The sequence below is a fragment of the Rouxiella badensis genome, from assembly GCF_026967515.2.
Classification (GTDB): Bacteria; Pseudomonadota; Gammaproteobacteria; order Enterobacterales; family Enterobacteriaceae; genus Rouxiella; species Rouxiella badensis.
In genome coordinates this window covers 2,386,652-2,403,854 of sequence record NZ_CP114062.1, presented here as the reverse complement: position 1 = coordinate 2,403,854, position 17,203 = coordinate 2,386,652, and the positions used below count along the sequence as shown (strand labels likewise).

The window sequence follows — 17,203 nt, the reverse complement described above, 5'->3', positions numbered from 1 at the left end:
AGAAAATTCGTAATGTCATGGTCGCCAGAGGAGCAAAGGGTATGCGTTATATCCTCTTCGCGTTGGTTTTACTGGGTGTGAGTGTCGCCTTTTTTCCGTGGTTAGAGAGCCAACTGCCCGCGCAATACAATCCTTTTACGCCATTGTCAGTGACCGATGCTCCCGGCCTGATGACTCAGTATAAACTCAGGAAAATAAGTAAAAATCAGGCTGCGTGCCTTGCCGTGCTCGAGAGTGCCAGGGCCGCAGGCCTGATTAATTTCCAATCTGTACCTGATAGCGGTGGCCAGTGTCCTTTGACCGGCGCAGTGCGAGTACAAAATTTCGGTTCGGTGGCGCTGAGCTCGAGCTTTTTGGCGAGCTGTCCGTTGGCAGTCAGCGGCACGATGTTTGTGGCACAGGCGGCCGCACCCCTTGCCGAGCAGGTCTTTGGCCAAAGGCTGGTCAGAATCGACCACCTCGGCAGCTTTGCCTGTCGCAATGTTTATCACCGTGCGGTGGGCAGGCTGAGTGAGCATGCGACTGCCGAGGCCCTGGACGTCGCGGGTTTCAGGATGAATGACGGTGAAGATGTGACCGTAGCAAGCGGATGGAAACGAGAGGGAAAGGACGCCGACTATCTGCATCAGGTCTTTCGCGGAGCCTGTCCGTTTTTTGGCAATATTATTGGGCCGGATTATAACGCAGCGCACGCCAATCATTTTCATCTTGGCATGCGCTGGTTTGGATTCTGCCGCTAACAGAAGACGCTGACAGAGTCTTTCAATTAATCGGCCAGGTAGCGTTCGACCAGACGGGTCCAGTAGGCGACGCCAAAGGGCAGACTTTCGTCGTTAAAATTATAGGCCGGGTTATGCAGTACGGCACTGTCACCGTTGCCCATACGCAGGAAGCAGCCCGGTTTTTGCTGTAGGAAGTAGGCAAAGTCCTCGCTGCCGGAGATAGGCGGCAGGTCGGGTACCACGTTCTCTTCACCGAGCAGCTCTTGGGCGACCTGAGTGGCAAATTCGGTCTCTTTTTGATGGTTGACCAACACCGGATAACCGGGCACATAGTCAATCTCTGCGCGAGCGCCGTAACCTTCCGCATGGCTGGCGATCAGCGCTTTGATACGGTCTTCCAGAATTTTACGCACGCCGGTATCAAATGAACGCACGCTCATCTCGAGACGCGCGCTATCAGGGATAACGTTGGCGGCAAAGCCCGAATGCAGCGAACCGATGGTGATAACGGCGGTTTCATTAGGGTCGATGTTGCGTGAAATGATGCTCTGAAGTGCGACAACCAGGCTGCTGGCGACCAAAATTGGGTCAACGGTCATGTGAGGACGCGCCGCGTGACCGCCTTTACCGTGAATGGTCACGTTAACGGTATCGCAAGCTGCCATAAACGCGCCCGTGCGGAACATCATTTTACCCACGGGATAACCCGGGTGGTTGTGCAGGCCGAAGACTGCGTCGCAAGGGAATCTGTCGAACAGTCCCTCAGCCAGCATGCGTTCAGCACCGCTGTTGAAGCCAATTTCTTCCGCAGGCTGGAAGAAAAGGTGCACGGTGCCGGAGAAGTTGCGGCTGCGTGCCAGCTGTGCGGCCGCACCGAGCAGCATCGTGGTGTGGCCATCGTGGCCGCAGGCGTGCATTTTGCCGCTCACGTTGCTGGCGTACGCAAGACCGGTCTGTTCGAGGATAGGCAGGGCGTCCATATCGGCACGAATACCGATGCTGCGCGTGCCGTTACCGACCTTGAGTGAGCCCACAACGCCGTAGCCGCCAACGCCGGTCGTAACCTCAAACCCCAGCTCATGGAGTTTTTTGGCAACCAGTTCGGCAGTCTTGGCTTCTTCGTTGGATAATTCTGGGTTTTGATGCAGGTGTTGGCGAATCTCACGCAGGCCAGGCTCGAGGTCGGCTACGTCAGCAATGGTGCAAAGATTTTTAATAGTCATAGCGGTTAATCTGTCTCTTTATAAGAGGATAACTGTTGAGAGGTTGCGTTGTGCATCACACAGGATGCAGTTTCTGAATGCGCTTGGCAATGCCTCACAGAGTGTCAAACGAAGGACGGACTATCGCTCTGTATCTGCTATAAATTTAAGATGAGAATTTCGTAAAACGGCGTTATGGGCGAAGCCTGTGGCGCAGTTCAGCGTCAGGTTGCCGAGTTTTAAACAAATTTTTGCGCTAGAAAGGGCAAAATGTCGTTTTTTTACACGCTGATGTCGTTATAAAGTGTATTCATTCGTTACCAGCTAATAAAATAGCTGCTTTTTCTTGCGCAAGCTGACACCCTATAAGAAACAGCGGACAACATTACATTGAATCTGATTATCATCGAATTTTCGCTGCCAGCGGTACCTTATCAATCTCTGTGGGTTCCAGCTTCAAACTTTTCATCATTTTTCAGTCATAAGGGAATCGGATGATTTATTCCGAAACACTAAAACATGTCATGAATTTCAGTGCATTAGCGCTGGTTCTCGGAGCAGCATTTTCTACGCCAGCCCATGCCGATGAGGCTTGGCTTCGCGCGTGTGCCATTGCCAAAACCGCGGATGGCTGCCAGCAGCCTTTCCAGCAGGGGCTGGCACCGGTAATGATGGGCTCGGCCCGTGAGTCGCAAGGCCTGTGGGGATACATCGATGTTTCAGGTAAGATGGCCATCGAGCCTGCATATCGTGAAGCCCGTGGCTTTGTCAACGGACTGGCCGCTGTCAAGAAAGATGACTTGTTTGGCTATATAGATGCAAAAGGCAATCTGGCAATCCCGGCACGCTTCACCCGCGCTACCGATTTCAACGCCAAAGGCACTGCGTTGGTGGTCATCGACGATCGTTTGGCGTTGATAGACCGCCAGGGGGCAGTCATCAAGACCTTACCGTTCGCCGCCTCTCTCAACTCTGAAGGTTTTAAACAAGGGCAGCCGCTGGCCAGCGTCCAGATGCAGATCTCTCCTGCGCTGTGGAATGCATCATCAGGCCGTTCCGTGTCGCTACCGGATGATGTTATGAACCTTGACGAGCCGCAGTCTGGCCTTATTCCTGCTCAGCAGCGCGATACGGCGCAAAGTGGATATTGGGGTTACCTCGATGACAGCGGCGAATGGGCGATTGACCCCATGAAGCTGAAGACCCGCAACGAACCGCTGCTTAACGGTAACGTGGTTGCGGTGAAGGGCAAGTCAAGCTGGACCTTCTTCGACCGCAACGGCGTCAGTCTGAGCAAAGAACAGTACAAATCCGTAAAACCACTGAGTTCAGGCAGTTGGCTGGTGGTGGATGCAAACAATGTTCAGCAATTACTCAGTAATAAATTAGAGAAAACTCAGGATATTCCAGCCGATCAGGCCGAGGAATTCCACACCTGGGGCCACTGGCTGATTGGTCAGGGCAGTAAGGGCATCGTGATGGTGGGCCCTGACGATCGCATTGTCGATGTTAAAGCCAACAAGCCTCAGTTACTCACCCAGAACGGGCATCTTTGGGTATTGCAGGCTGACCGTGGCACAGAGGATAAATCTGCCCAGCTGGTGCAGGTTTATGACAGCAACGGCGTCGGTCTGCTGACGCAGGCAACGCTGACTGCGCTAAACGATTACAAGGTTCAGCCGCTGGATGCTCGCGGACTTGACGACAACGCCGTGTCTCAGCCTGCGGGGCTGCCGATGGCGCTGCTGACGCCGGTCGACAAAAAGAAAGTGCCTGCGATTCTCACCTCGCAAGGGCTTATCTTTAACAGCCCGCAGTGGGCGTCGCTGGATGCGCCGGGCCATATGGGGCCGCTGGTGGTGAAAACCGAAAACGGCACGACTGGCGCGGTCAATGCCGACGGTCAGTGGGTAATCCAGCCAAAATTCAAGCAGATATCGCCGTTTGACGGGCCTTATGCATGGGCGATGGTCGTCGATGACAAGAACGTTGAAAGCCGCAAGGTTATTGACTCACTGGGCAACCTTATTGATATCCCAACTCGCGTGATACAGACCGCGCAGTCAATTTCCGGCGGTGACCTGCTTTACACCGAGGGCGACAATAATGACCGCCGTTGGGGTATCTGGGACATCGCCAGCAACAGCGCTAAAATTCCAACCCGCTTCACACAGCTTGAGGCATTCCACGACGGTTACGCACTGGCAAAAGTGGCCGCAGGATGGGGAGTTATCGATACCAAAGGTCAGTGGGCCATTGCTCCAGACGCTAACCGAACCGGCAAGCCGCAGCCGGTAGGCGACAGTATTTTCGTGATTGCCGACGGCGACCAGCCGGGCGAACACGGTGACGGCAGCACGCGCTATAGCCTCTACAGCGCCATCAGCGGCCTGGCATTAGCAAGCGATTTGCTGAGCAACCCGCAGAAGGTGGGGGATAATCACTGGTTAATCCAGCCGGCAAACGGCGGCGTTGGCCTGATGGATGACGACGGCCGTTCGGTGGTCAGTAAAGACGTTGTGCCGCAGTCTATTCACATTGACGGTGACTGGACGCTGCTGAGCTTTGGGCCGCACTATGGTGCTGTCGATGACCAGGGCAATTGGCAGATTGCGCCAGCCTATTCGGCTCCGCTGAACTTTATTACGCCACAAAACTGGGCCAGCGCGCTGAGCGACAAACGCATTACCCTGATCGATCAAAACGGCATTGAGCCGCTGGCTGATAAAGACAATGCACAGCCGCTTGCCTCGATGGATCGTATTGTCATGAATGACGACAGCACCGGCGAAACCGTACTCTTTGATACGCAGGGCAATGAAGTTCAACGTTATCCTGGCTTGAACAGCATCCTGCCTGCCGCCTCGAGCGAGGGCATGGTGCCGCTGCGGGGCGCTAACGGTCTGTATGGATTCATCGATGCCAGCGGCAAACAGCTGATTGGCAGCTACTTTACCCAGGTCGGTGTGATGAAAGACACCCGTGCCAAAGCGGTGAAGCAGGATACCTACGGTCCGCTTATTGGTTACATCAATGGCACCGGTAGCTTCACAATTCTACCGAAATACAATTGGGCGACCGACTTTAGCGAGAAACGCGCCTGGGTGGCCGCCAAGGGGCTGGTGCAGGTTATCAACACCGACGGCGCTGTGCAGGCGCAGTTTGCGCTGCGCTGTAATCAGCGCGTTATTCTGGATGCCAAAAACAAACAAACCTGGCCTGCGAAAACGGTGAGTTGTGCCAATTCCGCTCAAAACGGAGAGGCACAATGAAACTGATGAACCTTAAGCCTCTTTCGCGCGCCGTGCGCCAGGTTATCACCGTCGGTGGGACCGTTGGCCTGCTGGGTCTGACCTTTGCGGCTCAGGCCGATACCGACACCGCCTGTTTCGGGCCGTCTAACCTGACCGACGCCACGCTGCGTGCCGAAACGGCGCAGCCTGCCACTCTGAATATTTGTATCCGCCCGGTGCACGATGGCCGTGCTGCCGTGTTGCTTCCCGATGCTCAGCAGGCTATCGATGACGTCGCGCTGGAGAAAGGCCTGGACGGCCACCGCTGGGGCTTCCTCGATAATCGGGGTCAATTGGTGATTAAACCTGTTTTTGAGCAGGTCGGTGACTATTACTACGGTCTCGCCGCGGCGCAGCAAAAAGGCAAATGGGGATACATCGATAATACCGGCAACTGGGTTATTCAGCCGATCTTTGATAAGGCCGGGAATTTCACTCAGGTTGACCTTGCAGTGGTCAACAATGCTGGCAAAAACGAAATCATCAACCGTAAGGGACAAACCGTTGGCAAGCCACTCGATGCGTTGGTCGATGACGTACAGTTGTCCGACGGTAATCCTGCCCGACTGGCGCTGAACTACAAAACCGTGCTGCTGTCGCCTGACGACAGGCGCCACGTGGCCAATGACAAGATGGAAGTGGTGCTGCCTTTCGGGCAGAGCGGACTGTTTATCGCTCGCGACGCCGATCAGGGCTATGGCATCGCCAGTCAGAATCTGGACTGGCGTATCAACCCACAGTTCAGCAACATTACGCTTAATGACAGCAATACGGCGTTGGCGATAGCCAAAACCCAAGACGGTGTGCGGCTGATTCGCGCCGACGGCGTGTTGAATGACAAGACTTATCAGTCCGTTAGCCCGCTGAATGACAAGTTCTGGCTGGCTAAAACGGCCGACAAAAATAGCCTGCTTGATAACGACGGCAATGAAATCGCCTCGCTGAGCAATGAGGCCGTCGCCGGTCTAACCGTGCAGGGCGAGTTCCTGCTGGATAACAGCGGTAAAGAGAACCTAACGGTATTTGTGCCCGGCAAGAAACAGATCATTACTTTGCCGAAGGGCAGTGTGCCGTTCGACCAGCCTAGCGGCAGCTTCCTGCTGACCACGCGGGGCGATCAGCACAAGGTGAATGCCATCATCTCACCCGATGGGAGTCTGATTGGCGGTGCGCAGCCGGTGAACTGGCTGGCGCAGGTCAACAATGCCGAGGTGATCAACGGTCGTCTCTGGTTGCACGACGAGCAGGGTGCGCTGATCAATATCATCGATAACGCCGGTAAAACGCTGCTGAATGCCAAAAATGTTGCCGCGTTGAACGATTATCGCATTCAGCCGCTTAACGACCAGCAGACTGATAAATCTTCCCCGTTGGCGTTGATCAGGCCCGACCCGGATGCTTCGAAAGCAGGTGCCGGATTCATTCGTGCAGACGGCGGCGTGCAGATTGAAGGCAAGTGGCAGGATATTGAGCCAGCCGACAGCAGTGAGTCGGCGCGCAGCGGTCTGGCCCAGCAGTTTATCGTTAAAACTGCGCAGGGAACCGGTGTGGTTGACGCCCAGGGCAAAACGCTTATTCCTCTCACGGAGGATAATATCGCGCCGTTTATCAATGGCTATGCTCTGGATTATCAAGACGGCAAGCTGACGACTATCGACACTCACGGTAAGCATTTCGCGCTGCCGAACGAGTTCGAGTTGCAGTCGGTGGGCAACGGCTGGTTCCGTTTCCGCGAGACGGCCGCTGAGGGCGCGCTGTGGGGCATCTATGACGTGGTTAACCAGAAGGTCATCGTTGGGCCGAACTATCAATCGGTAGGCACCTTCGAGAACGGTCTGGCTGACGTACAGTTGCCAAACGGCCAATGGGGTATTATCGATGCCGGCGGCAAACTGCTGGTGGCACCGGACTATGCCAGCGTGCGTCGCATCAACAATGCGCTGTGGCAGCTCACTCTGCCGCGCAAAACCCCAGACCAACCGGCGTCGGAGCTACAGTCAGAAATTATTGCCAACGACGGCAAGGTTCGCATTGGCCTGACGACCGACCTCAACGTCAATCAGTTCAACGACGGCCGCATTCTGGCGACCTCGGCGGAAGGACAGTCGTGGCTGCTTGACGCGCAGGGCAACATCGAGCTGCACGAGCAGCAGACCAAGATTACGGCGGTGGGCGACTGGGTCAAACTCTCTCGTCAACCGCAGATTGGCTATCTCAACGCGCAGGGCATCTGGCAGATTCAGCCACAAATCCTGCCGAGTTCAGCGTTTGTCAATGCCCGTGCGCTGCGCATTCAGCCGCAGGGCACCGAGCTTATCGATGAAAAAGGCGTGCGTGTCGCCGCGATGCCTGACGGCAACTGGCAGCTTCCGGCCGGCAGCGATATGTCGGTTTCTTACGATACAGAAGATGGCAAACCGACCACGCGCTACGTCGATACCACCGGCAAGCTGGTGATTACCACCCCTGGCATCGGCAGTGGCATGCAGGGTGGTCAGGCGGTATTGAGCGAGGCCGACGGCAATAAAACCTGGATTGACGCACAGGGGCACCCGTCCGCAGCGATAAACTTTAGCGGTCTGGGGCTGATTTCCGAAGGGCTGGCTTTTGCGCAGGTTGGGGAAAACTATGGATATATCAATGCGCAGGGCAGCTTTGTCATTCCGCCGGTGTTTAATGCCGTCTCGGCCTTTAACAGCGGTGTGGCGATTGTCTCCACGGCTAAAATGTCGATGATGCTTGACGCGACCGGCAAACCGTTGGCTCGCGTGGACCACGAGTGCGGTATACAGGTGCTTTACGGCAGCGGCAATACCCGCCTGTGGCCGCAAACGATGCCGGTGAAGTGTCCGTAATCGACGGCATCCCCGACGATAAATTTTCATGCTAATGTTTACAGAGTTAACCCCGTAGACCGGTAAAATAAAAAGGATAAATTATGCTTCCTCCTATCCCGCAAAAATATAAAGACGCGGAACGTTGGTCTTTTGGTGACAACGAGGCGCAGGCTGACGATTTGGCGCAAAAAGTTATCGCAGGCATTAAAACTGCGACCTGTGCCAATCTTGACGATGAAGGCGAGCCGGAAGTGGGTGAAGTGTTTGTCGTGGTTGACGGCCGCAATCATCCGGTTTGTGCGGTAAAGCTGACCGAAGTCAAACAGGTGCCATTCGACCTGGTGACGGAAGAGCACGCTTTTGCCGAGGGTGAGGGCGATCGTACGCTGGCTTCATGGCGCAAAGAGCAGCAGCGTTTCTTCGAAGAGTACGACATGTTCGCACCGGATATGCCGCTGCTGCTGATGAAATTCACGTTGGTCGAAACGTTCTGATGAGCGTGCCGTATTTCAGCCAATGGGAGGCGCCGTCGCTGGCGCCTGATATTCTGAGCGGCAAAAAAAGCCTGCAGGATATTGACGCATGGCCGGCGTCGGGCGCGCAGTCGCAGGCGGAGTTTGTCGAGTGGGCAAATCACGTGTGCGGTATGTGTTGCCTGAAGATGGCGCTGGCGGCCACCACCGGCAACGTGGTGCCCATTCTTGAATTAACCCGCCGCAGCGTGCCCTATGGAACCTACGTGCGTGAAGGGGATCATATTCGCGGGCTGATTTACGCGCCCTTCGTTGAGTTTTTAAAGCATGAGTTGCAGATAACCGGTCAGGTTAGGGTTGAATTGACCGCCGAGGATATCGCGGCCGAGCTCGAAAAAAATCACTTCTTTATTGCGTCGGTGCATCCGGGGATCCGTCACCCGGAAATTGCGCCGCCTCGCACTGGTGGTCATCTGGTGTTGGTGACTGCCGTCGAGCAGGGCACCATTACCTTCCATAATCCATCAGGGCACAACGAGGCTACGCAGTCTTACGTGCAGCTTCCTGTTAGTCAATTTGCCCAATTCTTTGCCGGGCGAGGCGTGGCAATGATGCCGCGCACTATTCAAAACGCATAATCCACTCGTCTTTCTGGCTGTCATATTTCTCTTTGTAGAGTATCGACTGACGGCCATCGACCACAGCAGGCACGCTAACGTTTTCATCCCAGCCGTCGAGCTGCATGCATAAGTCTGGGTCAGACTTGCAGGGAATGTGCACCTTGTCGCCGCCTTGCCCGTCCGGCGAGGTGTGCTGTGCGTCATCTATCTCGAAACTGCCTATTCGTACGTTTGCTTTTCCCATAAGAATCTCCGCATCGAACCAATGTGTGTGAATATCTAGAGGTATGACCAGTTTGGTCATTACTTGAGAATAGCTGAATGTGCAAAAAGTGCCATCTGAAAATTCCAGCTTGGGATCGGGAAAGCCATTCTGGGGAGGGAAAAGCGGGCAGGCCTCGAAACGAGGCCTGCCTTAGAACGATCAGTTTTTAGGGATGGCGGTTCCCCACTGCTGCCAGTCCTTAGGCTCTTCCGGCATTAACAGGAAGTGACGTCCGGTCGAGGCCTTTGGTGCCACCGGTATGGTTGGCGGCGTGGCGAAGGCGATACCTCCGCGAATGAACTGTTGGAAGGTGCCGCTCTTGAACGTGCCGCCTGTCAAACCAAATTGCAGGTTATACCCTGAAGCCAGCCAGAAGGTGGTGTTGTCACGCACCAGGTACTGATACTTCTTGCTGATGCGAAGGGAGACATTAACGCGGTCGGCCATTTCGCCAAGGCGGAAGCCGGTGACGGTGCCGACTTCAATGCCGCGGAAGAGCACCGGTGTCCCAATTTGCAGCGAGCCGACTTCGGTGGCATCCACCACAATCGCTAAACCGTCGGTGTAGCGCGAGTCGGTGATGGTCGCCAGCTGTAGGTCAAAGGTCCGGTTAGGCGGACCTTTACCCGCTTCGACGTTGATATACGGCTGAAGCAGTGTATCGAGGTTCTGAACGCCGGCCGCCGAAATCTCTGGCGAGACAATCGAGAAGCGCGTGCCGAGACGAGCAAAGGTATCCACGTATTCAGGATACAGCACCGCCTTCGCTGCCACCTGATTCAGCTCGGGATCCAGCTTCAGCGATTCGACCTGTCCGATGGTAATTCCGAGGTAGCGAATCGGCATGCCCGGAGAGATTTTGCTGGCGTCATAGGTATTCAGCGTTATCTGGCTGCCCAGGGCGCGCGCGGCGGTCTCGTTATCGTAAAGCACGCGTTTGGTGCCTTTAGTTACGGTGACGCCGTCAAGGTTGTCGAAGCTAATCGCGCCTTTCACGGCTCGGTCCAGCGGAGAAGCCTGAACGGTCAGGCCGCTGCCGTTGAGCTGTACCTTAGCACCGCCTTCGGCCCAGAAAATCGTTTTCGGTGTCAGCAAGTTACGGTATTCAGGGCTGATATAGACGTCAACCTCAAACTCATTGGCTTTCGGGCGCACATTCACAATCTCACCGACCTGGAACTTGCGGTAAAGCACTACGGAACCGGCCTGAATATCCGGCAGGCTCTTGGCGGTTAAGGTGAGCGTCGCGCTCGGTTTCTCGCCCACAATGCCTTCTGCGGCCTTCTCGGCGTTGCTGTAAAGTGGATATTGGCCTGAAGGCGTTCCCTTACTGCCCGGCAAGACGCGGATACCGCCGTCAATCCACTCCTGCGCGCTGGCGCCCAGCACTTCCATACCGTCCACGCCGAGTTTCACGTCAAGACGACTATTGACCACAAATTTACTGTCCTGATGCAGCAGGTTCTTATACTGCGATTTTACTGCGATGTTGAACAGGATACCGGCGTCGGTCAGCGTGCGGTCAAGCACCTGACCAATCACCATTCCGTGCAGCAGCAGCGGCTGACCTGCATCAATGCCATAGCTCTGTGGCGCTAACAGTTGCAGTCTCATCACGCCGGGGTCTTGCAGCATGCGTTGGCTGCTGTCGAGCACGGTGAAGTGATTCTGAGGCTGGCCTTCGCCGGGAATAAGGTCGAAGGTGTTGCCGGTCAGCAGTTGGCTAATCTTGGCGTTGTTCAGGCTAACTCTCGGGCTATTCATCTCAATGCGCGTGCCGCTGCGCATCAGGTCGATGACGGAAGGGTCAACGGTGAGTTTGCCGATGACTTTGTTGTTCGGCTGAAGGGAAATCTGCGTCAGCGTACCCACCTGCAGGCCTTGATAAATCAGCGGGGTGCGCCCTTCGCTCAGGCCGTCACCGCTCGGTAAATCGAGCGTGATCTCAACGCCGCGATGACTCTGCGCGAGGTCAGGGTAAAGCTCATACGACTGGTCGGTTCGGGCCTCTTTGCCGTCGGCAGGAGAGTCGAGGGCGATTGCGCCGTTGACCAACGCCGCCAGACTTTCCATTTCGATCTTCGCGCCACTGAGGCTAAAGTCGGCCTTAAAGCCGGAAACGTTCCAGAAACGGCTGTTATCCTTCACCAGATGCGCAAAACGCTTGTCGATCAGCACGTCGATGCTGACACCGTTGTTTCCAGACTCAATATCGTAATCGTAGACTTTACCGATAGGAATTTTGCGGTAATAGACCAATGAGCCATTGCTGAGTGAACCGAGATCGCTGGAATGCAGGTGAATCATCAACTCACCGGTGTTCAGGCGATATTTTGGCTGCGTGTCCAGCGCGGTGAAGTGGCTCTGCGTCTTGCCGGTACCCGGCATCATGCCGATATAGTTACCGCCAACCAGCGCATCCAGCCCGGAAATACCGGCCAGCGAGGCTTTAGGCGTCACCAGCCAGAACTGGGTGCCCTCGCGCAGAGAGTCCGCCAGCTCACTGCGAATGCTGACTTTGACCATGATGGTGCGCAGGTCTTTGCTCAGGCTCAGTGACTGCACGGTACCGACCTCAACCCCCTGATAACGCACGGGAGTGCGGCCAGCGACGATGCCTGCCGCCGACTGGAAGTCGATGGTCACCGTGGTGCCTTGTTCCTGATAATTGCTGTAGAGAAGCCATCCGGCTATCAATAAAGCAATGAACGGCAGCAGCCAGAAAGGAGAAATCCGGCGTCTGTTTTTGACCCGTGCTTCAGTCGGTGTATTCGGTGTGTCTTGTTGCATGTGCATCCCAAATCAGGCGGCTGTCCAGCCATTCAACGGCAAGAATAGTCAGTATCACGGCAGAGCCAAAGTAAAACGCGGCCGGACCCATAGTAAAAGCGAGTAACTGATCGCGATTAACCAGTGACATCATCAACGAAATAACGAATAAATCCAACATGGACCAGCGGCCAATCCAGGTCACCAGACGCAGCAGGCGGATGCGGGTTTTCAGCCCCTGATGCGCCTTGAAGTGAATACTTAGCAACAGCGTCAGCAGCACGATCACCTTGGTAAAAGGCACCAGTACGCTGGCGATAAACACGATGGCGGCAATTGGCACGTTGCCTGAGGTCGCTAACGACACGACGCCGGAGAAAATAGTGTCTTTAAGCTGCTGGCCGTTGGCGTAGATTATCGAAATTGGCAGCACGTTGGCCGGAATAAGCAGCACCATTGCTGAAATCAGCGCTGCCCAGGTTTTTTGCAGGCTGTGCTTGTAGCGTAGCGGCATCGGTACGTGGCAGCGAGGGCAACGCCCGCGTGCGTCCGGATGGCCGGTAAATTTGCACGCCAGGCACAGTACCAGCGATTCTGGCACGCCCTTCGGACGGCGCTGCGGGTAAAACTCGTCCCACAGCTGCTCAATATTGAGATTAATCAGGGTCAGCGTGACCAGCAGCGTCATCATGATGTAGGCGACCAGCGCCGGGCCAGTGTCGATATCCGCATACTCCTTGACCTTAATACAGGCCACGCCCATACCTATCAAGTAGATATCCAGCATCACCCAGTCTTTGAGCCGGTCGAGCATCAGCAGAACGGGTTTCAGGTTCATGCCAAGCTTGCTGCCAAAATGCAGATACAGAATCGAGCAAGCGAGTGTCAAAGGTGCGCCCACGGTACAGAAGGCCACCATGCTGGCGGTCAGCGGTGAACCCTGGCTCGACATCTGCCAGATACCTTCAAATAGGCTGGCATTGATGCGGGTGCCCAGTAAACGAATGCTTATCAGAGGTTCGGTGTAGGCAAAGGGCATCAGGACCAGGATACTGATGGCGATGACTATCAGACGAGGCAGCGAACAGACTTTACCTTTTTCAACCTTGCTATTGCAGCGCGGGCAGTGTGCAGTCTGGGTTCTGCGCAACGCCGGCAGGGTAAAAAGATAATCGCATTCGCTACAGCGCTGATAGCGCGGATGCGGCAGCGGGCCTGACATTGTTCGTATTTTCATTGGACCTGCAAGCTAAAAGACCTGAGTAAAATTTGGCTGATTGTCATACTGATGCGCCGCCTGCTGCCTCAATAAATGCTAAATACAGCAGACATTTTGGTTATCTGACGCTCTTGGGACTAAGAAGGTCAGGATTTTTAGATAAAATAACGTATCATGCAAACGTCAGAACAACTATTTGTCTCTGGCAAAACATATATTGTAGGCCAGTCTTTTTGAAGTCACATTGGATTAACCTTGTCGAGATACGCATTTAATGCTTATTTTATAGAGGCTAAGCGTGCAAAATAGCGGTCTACCCGTAGGTTTTAATGGTTACAACATGACTAAAGAAGCATTCTACACGGAATTAAAACGTGACCTGAACGCGTTAATCGCGGGGGAAAACAACTTTATTGCCACACTGTCCAACGTCAGTGCACTGCTTTACGAGCGTCTTGAGGGCGTAAACTGGGCAGGTTTTTATCTGATGGATGGCACCTCGCTGGTTTTGGGTCCGTTTCAGGGCAAAATCGCCTGTGTGCGCATTCCGGTAGGCAAAGGAGTGTGTGGAACGGCAGTTGCCGAGAATGCAGTGCAGCGCGTCGGCGACGTGCATGCTTTTCCCGGCCATATTGCCTGTGATGCTGCCAGTAATGCAGAAATCGTCTTGCCTTTGACCGTTGCAGGCCAGGTAATAGGTGTTTTGGATATCGATAGCACTATTTATCAACGCTTCGACGAAGTGGATGAACAGGGGCTAACAGAATTGGTAGCCGGGCTTTGTCAGCACCTGGAAAACAGTGATGCTGCAAAATATGTCAATTTGATCGCAAGTTGATCGACGGATCACGTAGCATTTACGGGCAGCGTCATTATAATGTCGCCTGTTCATGCCTGCGCCGGTTGGCAAACCCGTTGTAATCAGGAAATTTCATGGAAAATCAACCTAAGTTGAACAGTAGTAAAGAAGTCATCGCCTTTTTGGCAGAGCGTTTCCCGCTTTGCTTCAGCGCCGAAGGTGAAGCGCGCCCATTAAAGATCGGTATCTTTCAGGATCTGGTAGAGCGCGTTCAAGGCGAAGAGAATCTGAGCAAAACACAATTACGCTCTGCTCTGCGTCTGTATACCTCAAGTTGGCGTTATTTGTATGGCGTTAAAGTTGGCGCTCAGCGCGTTGACCTTGACGGCAATGCCTGTGGTGTTCTTGAAGAACAACACGTTGAGCACGCCCGTAAACAATTGGAAGAAGCGAAAGCCCGCGTTCAGGCACAACGTGCTGAACAACAGGCCAAGCGCCGCGAAGCTAACGGTGAAAATGCCGAGCCGCGTCGTCCACGTCCGGCAGCAAAAAAACCTGCTCCGCGTCGTGAAAATGCGCCTGCAGCTGTTTCTGGTCAAGAAAATCGCAAACCGCGTACTCCACGTCCCGCACGTGAAGTAAGCAAACCGCGTCAGGTGCCAGTGACAGATATCACAAAGCTGCAAATTGGCCAGGAAATCAAAGTCAGAGCAGGGAAGAGTGCTATGGACGCCACCGTTTTGGAAATTGCAAAAGACGGCGTTCGCGTGCAACTCTCTTCGGGTCTGGCGATGATCGTGCGCGCAGAACACTTGCAGTTCTGATACGGAGGCCAACTCAGGCATGAACAAATTTGTCAGATTAAGCGTCATTGCGGGTCTGCTCTTTGCGGGAACAGGGCTGGTTAACACCAGCTTTGCGAATGATAGTGCACCGGTCACTCTCAGTCAGCTTCCGCAACTGGTTCAGGAACCGCAGGATGCCACGGTGAGTGAGCGCGTCACTGCGCGATTCACCCGTTCTCACTATCGTCAATTCGATCTTAATGCGGACTTCTCAGGGAAAATCTTTGATAGATACCTGAATATGCTCGATAACAGCCATAATGTATTCATGGCTTCCGACATCGCCCAGTTCGCCGACAAGCGCGGAACGCTGGGAGAAGAGTTGAAATCCGGTCAATTGGTCACGCCTTACGCACTGTATAATCTGGCGCAGAAACGTCGTTTTGAACGCTACGAATATGCCTTGTCCGTGCTTGAGCGGCCAATGAACTTTACCGGAAACGACTCGATTAACCTCGATCGTACCAAAGCCCCGTGGCCGAAAGACGCCACCGAGCTGGACCAACTTTGGGACCAGAAAGTCAAGTATGACGAGCTGAACCTCAAACTGACCGGTAAGAACGATCAGGAAATTCGCGATATTCTCGGCAAACGCTATCGATTCGCCATGAAACGTCTGACGCAAAGCAACAGCGAAGACGTTTTCCAGCTAATCATGAACGCGTTTGCCCACGAAATTGATCCCCACACCAACTATCTGTCACCGCGCAGCACCGATCAGTTTAATACCGAAATGAGCCTGTCTCTGGAAGGTATTGGTGCGGTTCTGCAGGGCGATGACGACTATACCGTGATCAACTCGATGGTAGCAGGCGGCCCGGCGGCCAAGAGCAAAGCCATTGCAGTCGGTGATCGTATCGTCGGCGTTGGGCAGACCGGCAAGCCTGTTGTTGACGTTATCGGTTGGCGTCTTGATGACGTTGTCGCGCTGATTAAAGGTCCAAAAGGCAGCAAGGTGCGACTGGAAATCTTGCCAGCAGGTAAAGGAACCAAGACCCGGACTATCACGTTGACCCGTGAAAAAATCCGCCTTGAGGACCGCGCCGTGAAGATGACCATCAAGAAAGTCGGTAACGAAAAAGTTGCCGTGATGGACATCCCAGGATTTTACGTTGGCCTGACCGATGACGTTAAAGTTCAGCTGCAGAAGATGGCCAAGCAGAACGTTAACAGCCTGGTTATCGACCTGCGTACCAACGGCGGAGGCGCGCTGACTGAAGCGGTTTCTCTGTCTGGTCTGTTCATTCCGAGCGGTCCGGTGGTGCAGGTACGTGACAACAACGGTCGTATTCGCCAAGACAGCGATAACGACGGCGTGGTTTACTATAATGGCCCACTGGTGGTGCTGGTTGACCGCTACAGTGCGTCGGCTTCCGAAATCTTTGCAGCCGCTATGCAGGATTACGGTCGTGCGCTTATCGTGGGTGAACCTACTTTCGGTAAAGGCACCGTTCAGCAGTATCGCTCTCTGAATCGTATTTACGATCAGATGCTGCGTCCTGAGTGGCCTGCGCTTGGCTCCGTGCAATATACTATCCAGAAATTCTATCGAATTAACGGCGGTAGCACGCAGCGTAAAGGCGTAACACCTGACATCGTCATGCCTACTGGCCTCATCGACAACGACGTCGGCGAGCGTTTTGAAGACAACGCGATGCCTTGGGACAGCATTAATCCTGCGACCTATACCAAGACCGGCGATATGAAGCCGTTCATTCCGGAATTGCTGAAAGAGCACGATGCGCGCATCGCGCAGGATCCAGAATTCCAGTATATTCAGCAGGATATTGCCAAGTACAACGCCAACAAGGACAAACGTGACGTCGTTTCTCTGAATTTCGCTCAGCGGGATAAAGAAGACAAAGAAGACGATGCTATCCGTTTGACTCGTTTAAACGAACGCTTCAAGCGTGAAGGCAAGAAGCCCATCAAGTCTCTCGACGATCTGCCGAAAGACTACGTTGCGCCGGATCCGTATCTGGATGAAGCCGACCACATTGCCGTTGACCTGGCTAAGCTTGAAAAAGCGCAGGATACTAAAGGCAAGTAAGCTGTCGTTTAGCCGTTGTCAGTCGAACGGTTGTCACAAAATGAGTAGCGCACTTCGGTGCGCTATTTTTTTGTCTGCTGTTTGCCGAGCGAGGTTGTCTACAAAACGC

At 54.2% G+C, this 17,203-nt stretch carries 12 protein-coding genes; 8 read left to right on the top strand and 4 right to left on the bottom strand.

The annotated features are described in order from the left end of the window. Positions 1-41: 41 nt before the first annotated feature. Positions 42-740 carry an extensin-like domain-containing protein gene (locus tag O1V65_RS11075; RefSeq protein WP_227955258.1) on the top strand — a complete coding sequence of 233 codons (699 nt, stop codon included), beginning with the start codon at positions 42-44 and terminating at the stop codon, positions 738-740. A 26-nt stretch (positions 741-766) separates the two neighbouring features. Here O1V65_RS11075 and O1V65_RS11070 read toward each other — a convergent pair whose 3' ends face one another. Beyond that, a complete protein-coding gene (locus O1V65_RS11070) occupies positions 767-1,945 on the bottom strand; it encodes a M20 aminoacylase family protein (protein ID WP_017493700.1) in 1,179 nt (392 codons plus the stop codon). 473 nt (positions 1,946-2,418) lie between these two features. Between O1V65_RS11070 and O1V65_RS11065 the strand changes: the two genes are divergently transcribed. The 4 genes from O1V65_RS11065 (at position 2,419) to O1V65_RS11050 (ending at position 9,165) form a co-directional block, all read left to right on the top strand. Further along, positions 2,419-5,196, top strand: a complete 2,778-nt coding sequence (locus O1V65_RS11065; protein WP_269130488.1) for a WG repeat-containing protein — start codon at positions 2,419-2,421, stop codon at positions 5,194-5,196. Beyond that, a complete protein-coding gene (locus O1V65_RS11060; protein WP_192503525.1) occupies positions 5,193-8,072 on the top strand; it encodes a WG repeat-containing protein in 2,880 nt (959 codons plus the stop codon). The genes O1V65_RS11065 and O1V65_RS11060 overlap by 4 nt, the downstream gene beginning before the upstream one ends. Positions 8,073-8,155: 83 nt before the next feature. Then, positions 8,156-8,548: an ASCH domain-containing protein gene (locus tag O1V65_RS11055; protein WP_017492544.1), complete on the top strand. Its 393-nt coding sequence runs from the start codon at positions 8,156-8,158 to the stop codon at positions 8,546-8,548. Then, on the top strand, positions 8,548-9,165 hold the full coding sequence (locus O1V65_RS11050) for a C39 family peptidase (RefSeq protein WP_017492543.1): 618 nt from the start codon (positions 8,548-8,550) through the stop codon (positions 9,163-9,165). The genes O1V65_RS11055 and O1V65_RS11050 overlap by 1 nt, the downstream gene beginning before the upstream one ends. Here the strand turns inward: O1V65_RS11050 and O1V65_RS11045 are convergent. The 3 genes from O1V65_RS11045 to yebS form a co-directional block, all read right to left on the bottom strand. Then, on the bottom strand, positions 9,149-9,391 hold the full coding sequence (locus tag O1V65_RS11045; protein WP_017492542.1) for a DUF1480 family protein: 243 nt from the start codon (positions 9,389-9,391) through the stop codon (positions 9,149-9,151). The genes O1V65_RS11050 and O1V65_RS11045 overlap by 17 nt on opposite strands. Positions 9,392-9,571: 180 nt before the next feature. Further along, on the bottom strand, positions 9,572-12,202 hold the full coding sequence (locus O1V65_RS11040; RefSeq protein WP_269130487.1) for a PqiB family protein: 2,631 nt from the start codon (positions 12,200-12,202) through the stop codon (positions 9,572-9,574). Continuing rightward, positions 12,171-13,418 (bottom strand): membrane integrity lipid transport subunit YebS, encoded by a 1,248-nt coding sequence (yebS, locus tag O1V65_RS11035; RefSeq protein WP_026110623.1) that lies wholly within the window; start codon positions 13,416-13,418, stop codon positions 12,171-12,173. Before yebS ends, O1V65_RS11040 begins: the two co-directional genes overlap by 32 nt. 322 nt (positions 13,419-13,740) lie before the next feature. On the opposite strand from yebS, the gene O1V65_RS11030 reads away from it, so the two are divergent. From O1V65_RS11030 to prc, 3 genes are all read left to right on the top strand, one after another. Further along, entirely contained in the window at positions 13,741-14,238 is a 498-nt protein-coding gene (locus tag O1V65_RS11030; RefSeq protein WP_017492539.1) for a GAF domain-containing protein, read from the top strand. Positions 14,239-14,333: 95 nt separating this feature from the next. Further along, positions 14,334-15,023: an RNA chaperone ProQ gene (gene proQ, locus O1V65_RS11025; RefSeq protein ID WP_017492538.1), complete on the top strand. Its 690-nt coding sequence runs from the start codon at positions 14,334-14,336 to the stop codon at positions 15,021-15,023. 19 nt (positions 15,024-15,042) lie between these two features. Then, a complete protein-coding gene (prc, locus tag O1V65_RS11020; RefSeq protein WP_017492537.1) occupies positions 15,043-17,094 on the top strand; it encodes a carboxy terminal-processing peptidase in 2,052 nt (683 codons plus the stop codon). Positions 17,095-17,203: the final 109 nt, after the last annotated feature.

Excerpts from the sequence above, each read along its gene's own strand:
- O1V65_RS11075 (WP_227955258.1), top strand. The coding sequence starts at position 42 with ATGCGTTATATCCTCTTCGCGTTGGTTTTACTGGGTGTGAGTGTCGCC.
- O1V65_RS11070 (WP_017493700.1), bottom strand. The coding sequence starts at position 1,945 with ATGACTATTAAAAATCTTTGCACCATTGCTGACGTAGCCGACCTCGAG.
- O1V65_RS11065 (WP_269130488.1), top strand. The coding sequence starts at position 2,419 with ATGATTTATTCCGAAACACTAAAACATGTCATGAATTTCAGTGCATTA.
- O1V65_RS11060 (WP_192503525.1), top strand. The coding sequence starts at position 5,193 with ATGAAACTGATGAACCTTAAGCCTCTTTCGCGCGCCGTGCGCCAGGTT.
- O1V65_RS11055 (WP_017492544.1), top strand. The coding sequence starts at position 8,156 with ATGCTTCCTCCTATCCCGCAAAAATATAAAGACGCGGAACGTTGGTCT.
- O1V65_RS11050 (WP_017492543.1), top strand. The coding sequence starts at position 8,548 with ATGAGCGTGCCGTATTTCAGCCAATGGGAGGCGCCGTCGCTGGCGCCT.
- O1V65_RS11045 (WP_017492542.1), bottom strand. The coding sequence starts at position 9,391 with ATGGGAAAAGCAAACGTACGAATAGGCAGTTTCGAGATAGATGACGCA.
- O1V65_RS11040 (WP_269130487.1), bottom strand. The coding sequence starts at position 12,202 with ATGCAACAAGACACACCGAATACACCGACTGAAGCACGGGTCAAAAAC.
- yebS (WP_026110623.1), bottom strand. The coding sequence starts at position 13,418 with ATGAAAATACGAACAATGTCAGGCCCGCTGCCGCATCCGCGCTATCAG.
- O1V65_RS11030 (WP_017492539.1), top strand. The coding sequence starts at position 13,741 with ATGACTAAAGAAGCATTCTACACGGAATTAAAACGTGACCTGAACGCG.
- proQ (WP_017492538.1), top strand. The coding sequence starts at position 14,334 with ATGGAAAATCAACCTAAGTTGAACAGTAGTAAAGAAGTCATCGCCTTT.
- prc (WP_017492537.1), top strand. The coding sequence starts at position 15,043 with ATGAACAAATTTGTCAGATTAAGCGTCATTGCGGGTCTGCTCTTTGCG.